Raw genomic sequence first — 5,737 nt, 5'->3', positions numbered from 1 at the left:
CGGCGAGCCGGGGATGAAGCCGGACGTCGTCGCGGCTCTGACCGGGGCCGCCGGGGCGGTTCCGGCGCCGTCGGTGCGGCAGGGACCGATCCTGGTCGGCCTGCAGTTCGACGCCTGGGGCGGCGGCGCGCAGCCCGAGGGGGCGGTCGCCCCGATCCCGCGCGACTGGTACGCGCACTTCTCTGAAGACGGGGGCGTCCTCGATGACGACCTCATGGCCAAGGTCTGGCCGGACTGATCTGGAGTTCGAGTTGATGGAAACGGTCAAGAGCCACGTCGTTCACGGCGGGACGCTGCGCTATCTGAAGCACGACAGCGCAACGACGGGCACGCCCATGACGCTGTCAGTTTTCATTCCCGCCGGGGAGGGGCCGTTTCCGGTCCTGATCTGGCTGTCGGGCCTGACCTGCACCGAGGACAACTTCACCACCAAGGCCGGGGCCTATAAGGCCGCCGCCGAACACGGCGTCATCATCGTCGCGCCGGACACCTCGCCGCGCGGGGAAGGCGTGGCCGATGACGCCGCCTATGATCTGGGGCAGGGCGCGGGCTTCTATGTCGATGCGACGGAAGCGCCGTGGGCGCCGCATTTCCGCATGGAAAGCTATGTCACGGGCGAACTGATCGAGCTGATCGACGCCGAGTTCCCGACGACGAAGACGCGCTCCGTCTTCGGCCATTCGATGGGCGGGCATGGGGCGCTGACGTTGGCGCTGCGTCATCCCGAACTGTTCCGGTCGGTGTCGGCCTTTGCGCCGATCTCGTCGCCGACGCGCTGCCCGTGGGGCGAGAAGGCTTTCTCCGCCTATCTGGGCGAGGACCGGACGAAATGGGCTAAACATGACGCGGCCCTGCTGATCGAAGGCGGGGCGGCGAAAGGCGTTTTCGACGACATCCTGGTGGATCAGGGCGACGCGGATTCCTTCCTGACCGATCAGCTGAAGCCGGAACTGCTGAAGGCGGCGGCGCAAAAGGCCGGGCAGGGGCTGACCCTGAGGATGCAGCCGGGCTATGACCACTCCTACTTCTTCATGGCCAGCTTCGTGGACGACCATGTGGCCTTCCACGCCAAGCGGCTGAAAGCCTGAGTGTGATGACTAACGCCGCCCCCGACTTTGATCAGATGTTCGCAGACCTGTGCAATCAGGTCGGCTTCTGCCTGCATGAAAAGGGGCAGAAGAAGGTGATCGAGGCTCTGCCCAAGGGCTTGGACGCCGCCATGCGCGCCGTCTTCGCCGCCGAGGGCGTGGACGAGCCGAACGCGCCCGGCGACCTGAAGCGCGCGGTGCGCGACTGCATCAAGGCTCATGTGAGCGCGCCCAGATCGGGCGCATGACGCAGACTTAATCCGCAAGGCGACGATCAAGCCTTGCGGGCGGCCATCGCTTCGCTAGCATCCCGGCCCATCGCTTTTGGGAGGAAGCTCATGATGGATCGCCGCCGCCTGCTGATGTCGGTCGCCGCGGGGGGAGCGCTGGCCGCTGTCGGCCCGGTTCGCGCCCTCGCCCACGCCGCTGTGGCGCAGACCGCCTCGGCCGACTTCAACGCCCTGATGAACCGGATCGCGCAGGAGATGCTCCTGACGGATCCGGAATCCCTGACCATGCTGGGCATGGACCGGGGCGAACACGCCGACGCCCGCTTTAAGCTGAGCGACCGCAGCCAGGCCAAGGTCGAGGCCGACAAGGTCAAGTTCGTCGCCGCCATGAAGGACATGGCGGCCATCGACCGCAACGCCCTGCCGGCCAAGGAGCAGATCTATCACGACTCCCTGACCTTCTTCGGCGAGACGGTGATGGAAGGCTACGCCTTCCCCTACGGCGGCGGGATGTACCCCTCGCCCTATACGGTCAGCCAGTTGGGCGGCTCGTACCAGCAGATCCCGGACTTCCTCGACAGCCAGCACCGCATCGAGGCGGCGGATGACGCCGAGGCCTATCTGTCGCGCCTGTCGGACTTCGCCCGCAGCCTGGACGACGAACGCGAGCGGATGCGGATCGACTACGCCGCCGGGGCCGTGCCGCCGGACTTCGTCATCGACCGCACCCTGACGCAGATGGGCGCCATCACCGGCACGGCCGTGGCCGACTCGGTCATGAGCCAGTCGATCGCGCGTCGCACGGCCGAGAAGAACATCCCCGGCGACTGGGCCGCACGGGCGCAGGCGATCCTGACGCGAGAGGTCTATCCGGCCATCCAGCGCCAGGCCGACGCCCTGAAGGCGGTGCGCGCGGGCGCGACGCACGACGGCGGCGTGTGGCGTCTGCCGGACGGCGAGGCCTACTATCGCTATGGGCTGAAGAACTACACCACTTCCTCGATGACGCCGGACGAGGTGCATCAGATGGGGCTGGATCAGGTGGCCGAAATCTCGGCCCGCGCCGACGGCCTGCTGAAGGCGCAAGGGTTGACGCAAGGCACGGTCGGCCAGCGCATCGCCGCCCTCGGCAAGGATCCGCGCTTCGTCTATCCGAACACGGACGAGGCCAAGGAAGAGCTGCTGAAGGAGCTGAACGTCCAGATGGCGGCCATGCAGGCCCGCATGCCGGACTATTTCGGCCGCCTGCCCAAGTCGCCCTGCGACATCCGTCGCGTGCCCAAGGCCATCGAGGCCGGGGCGCCGGGCGGCTACTACATGGCGCCGGCCCTGGATGGCTCGCGTCCGGGCGCCTACTACATCAATCTGCGCGACACGGCGGAGTGGCCCAAGTGGACCCTGCCGACCCTGACCTATCACGAGGCGGTGCCGGGCCACCACTTCCAGATCGCCCTGCAGCAGGAGAAGCCGGACACCCCGCTGCTGATGAAGGTCATGGGCTTCTCGGCCTATTCCGAGGGCTGGGGCCTGTATTCGGAGCAGTTGGCGGACGAGATCGGCGCCTATGAGAACGATCCCTTCGGCCAGATCGGCTATCTGCAGTCCTTGATGTTCCGCGCCGCGCGTCTGGTCGTGGACTCGGGTCTGCACCACAAGCGCTGGAGCCGCGAACAGGGCATCCGCTACATGGTCGATACCCTGGGCGATCAGGAATCCAGCATCGCCACCGAGGTCGAGCGCTACTGCGTCTGGCCGGGCCAGGCGTCCAGCTACAAGGTCGGCCACACCACCTGGGTGCGCCTGCGCGAGGACGCCAAGAAGCGTCTGGGCGACCGCTTCGACATCAAGGGCTTCCATGACACCGGCCTGAACCTGGGCGGGGTGCCGCTGACGGTTCTGGAGCGGACCATGAACGCCTGGACCCCGGCCTGACGGCTGGACCTCTTACGGACGCGCCGGTCCGTCATTTCAGTAAGCTTTGGGTGCGGCGTCCGGCGCGGCGCGGCTCCGTTGGGGGAATATCCGAATGATCGACCGCCGCCGCCTTCTTCTGACCGCCGCCGCGACCGCCGTCGCCGCGCCGACGCTGGCGCAAGCCGCCGCCGCTGTCACCGACGCCGATGCGCGTCTGAACGCCCTGCTGGACGGCTGGTTCGAGGCCGACATCGACGAGTCGCCCGAGCGCGCCACCAATCTGGGCCTGGACAAGGGCGCCCGCGCGGGCCTGTCGTCCAAGCTGAGCGAAGCCGGGCCTGACGCCATCCGCAAGGACCGCGACAAGGCGATCAGCCGCTGGGCCGAGCTGCGCGCCTTCGACCAGGCCGGCCTGTCCGAGGCCGGGGCGCTGAACTACGCCATCGCCTCTTTCGGGCGTCAGACCTCGGCCGAGACGGCGCGCTTCGCCTACGGCGCCGGGCCGGGCCGGCCGTCCCCCTATGTCGTGACCCAGCTGTCGGGCGCCTATTTCTCGACGCCCGACTTCATGGACAACCAGCACCGCATCGAGGATGCGGCGGGCGCCGACGCCTTCCTGTCGCGCCTGGACGCCTTCGCCGGCGTGCTGGACGGCGAGACGGCCAAGATCCGTGAGGACGCTGGTCAGGGCGTCATTCCGCCGGACTTCATCATCGACCGGATGCTGCCGCAGATCCGCACCCTGCGCGATACGTCGGCCGCCGACATGGCCATGGTCAAGTCGCTGGCCCGCAAGGCCGGGGCGCTGAACCTGTCGGGTTATGACGCGCACGCCGTCGCCCTGGTCGATCAGAAGATCAAGCCCGCCTTGGCCCGCCAGATCGAGGCGCTGGAGAAGATCCGCCCCGACGCCGTGCACGACGCGGGCGTGTGGCGCCTGCCGGACGGCGAGGCCTTCTACGCCGCCGGGCTGAAGTCGAACACCACGACCACGCTCTCGGCCAAGGAGATCCACGCCATGGGCCGCGAGCAGGTGGCCGAGATCAGCGCCGAGATCGACGCCATCCTGAAGTCGCAGGGTTATACCCAAGGCACGGTCGGCGAACGCGTGCAGGCGCTGAACAAGGATCCGGCCCAGCTGTTCCCCAACACCGACGCGGGCAAGGAAGAGCTGCTGAAGTGGCTGAACGAACAGGTCGCCGCGCTGGAGCCGAAACTGCCCGCCGTCTTCGGCCGCCTGCCCAAGACCCATGTCGAGGTGCGCCGCGTGCCGGTGTCGATCCAGTCAGGCGCGCCGGGCGGATACTATCAGGGGCCGCCGCTGGATGGCTCGCGTCCGGGCGCCTACTACATCAACCTGCGCGACAGCGGGAACTGGCCCAAGTTCGCCCTGCCGACCCTGACCTATCACGAGGCTTCGCCGGGCCACCACCTGCAGGTGGCGCTGCAGCGCGAGTCGGGCGAACTGCCGCAATGGCGCCGCGCGGGCGGCTTCTCGGCCTTCAACGAGGGCTGGGCGCTGTACGCCGAGGCCGTGGCGGCCAACGACCTGGACGCCTACGCCACCGATCCGCTGGGCCGCGTGGGCTTCCTGATGTCCTACCTGTTCCGGGCGGTGCGCCTGGTGGTCGACACCGGCATTCACTCCGAACGCTGGAGCCGCGAGCAGGCGGTCGACTATATGGCGGCCTCGGGCGCCAAGCCGCTGGACGCCTCGAACAGCGAGATCAACCGCTATTCGGTCTGGCCGGGCCAGGCCTGCGCCTACAAGGTCGGCCACACGGTGATCGCGCGCCTGCGCGAAGAGGCGCAAGCCAAGCCGGGCTTCGACCTGCGCGCCTTCCACGACAAGGTGCTGGGCAGCGGCTCCCTGCCGCTGGCGGTGCTGGAAGGGCGTATGCGCGCCTGAGGCGTGACTGAAGCCTGAAACGAATGACGGCCCGGACGTTCGTGCGTCCGGGCCGTTTTCGTGTTTGGCGTCGAGCTGTCGTCAGGTCGCCGCGCGCCAGGTGGTCGGCCACAGATCTTGAGGTATGGCGGTGCAGCTGGGCATGTTTTTCTCGTCCAGCAGGGCGAAGCCTTCGCCGGTCCAGGCCCAGGTGCCCATGCGGCCGCAGTCGCCGATGCCGCGCCCGCGCCCGAAGGCGAACAGGGTGCGGCTCTTGGGGTCATAGCGGCTGTTGACCAGTTCGTCGTGGCTGCCCGTGGCCGTGGGGAAGGCGACCGGCTGGGGTGCGGTCCTGTCCGCCGGAGTGATGAAATAGACCTGGGTGAAGTTGTAGGCGCCCTCGCCGCACGGCACGCTCCACAGCAGCTTGTCGGAGGCCAGGCGTGCGACCTCGACGTCCGGCTCGAAGCGTTCGCCCTTGCGGCTCGTGGCCAGGCATTCCTTGACCTTGGGGTGGGCCAGCAGCGCCGGCGACAGGTCGTCCTGCACCAGGCCGTTCTGGGACACGGCGGCGGCCACGGTCACGCGCGGCGCGGCCGGGGCGGCGGGGACGCTGG

Annotated in this window: 6 protein-coding genes; 5 read left to right on the top strand and 1 reads right to left on the bottom strand. The window is 68.4% G+C overall.

Going from position 1 to position 5,737, the window contains the following annotated elements:
- The 5 genes from BDIM_RS12880 to BDIM_RS12860 form a co-directional block, all read left to right on the top strand.
- The coding region (locus BDIM_RS12880) for a hypothetical protein (protein ID WP_169312153.1) at positions 1–238 on the top strand (238 nt) is incomplete at its 5' end.
- 16 nt (positions 239–254) lie between these two features.
- A complete protein-coding gene (gene fghA, locus BDIM_RS12875; protein ID WP_003166039.1) occupies positions 255–1,088 on the top strand; it encodes an S-formylglutathione hydrolase in 834 nt (277 codons plus the stop codon).
- Between the two features lie 5 nt (positions 1,089–1,093).
- On the top strand, positions 1,094–1,336 hold the full coding sequence (locus BDIM_RS12870) for a hypothetical protein (protein ID WP_040347012.1): 243 nt from the start codon (positions 1,094–1,096) through the stop codon (positions 1,334–1,336).
- Between the two features lie 90 nt (positions 1,337–1,426).
- Positions 1,427–3,250, top strand: coding sequence for a DUF885 domain-containing protein (locus BDIM_RS12865; protein WP_003166037.1), 1,824 nt, complete (start codon positions 1,427–1,429; stop codon positions 3,248–3,250).
- Positions 3,251–3,344: 94 nt separating this feature from the next.
- Positions 3,345–5,141, top strand: a complete 1,797-nt coding sequence (locus BDIM_RS12860) for a DUF885 domain-containing protein (protein WP_003166036.1) — start codon at positions 3,345–3,347, stop codon at positions 5,139–5,141.
- Positions 5,142–5,222: 81 nt separating this feature from the next.
- Here the strand turns inward: BDIM_RS12860 and BDIM_RS12855 are convergent.
- On the bottom strand, positions 5,223–5,737 hold a 515-nt coding region (locus BDIM_RS12855), incomplete at its 5' end, for a DUF1176 domain-containing protein (protein ID WP_040346132.1).

Source organism: Brevundimonas diminuta ATCC 11568 (assembly GCF_000204035.1).
GTDB classification, from domain to species: Bacteria; Pseudomonadota; Alphaproteobacteria; order Caulobacterales; family Caulobacteraceae; genus Brevundimonas; species Brevundimonas diminuta.
The sequence above is the reverse complement of the archived record's forward strand: the minus strand, read 5'-3'. Positions and strand labels throughout refer to the sequence as shown.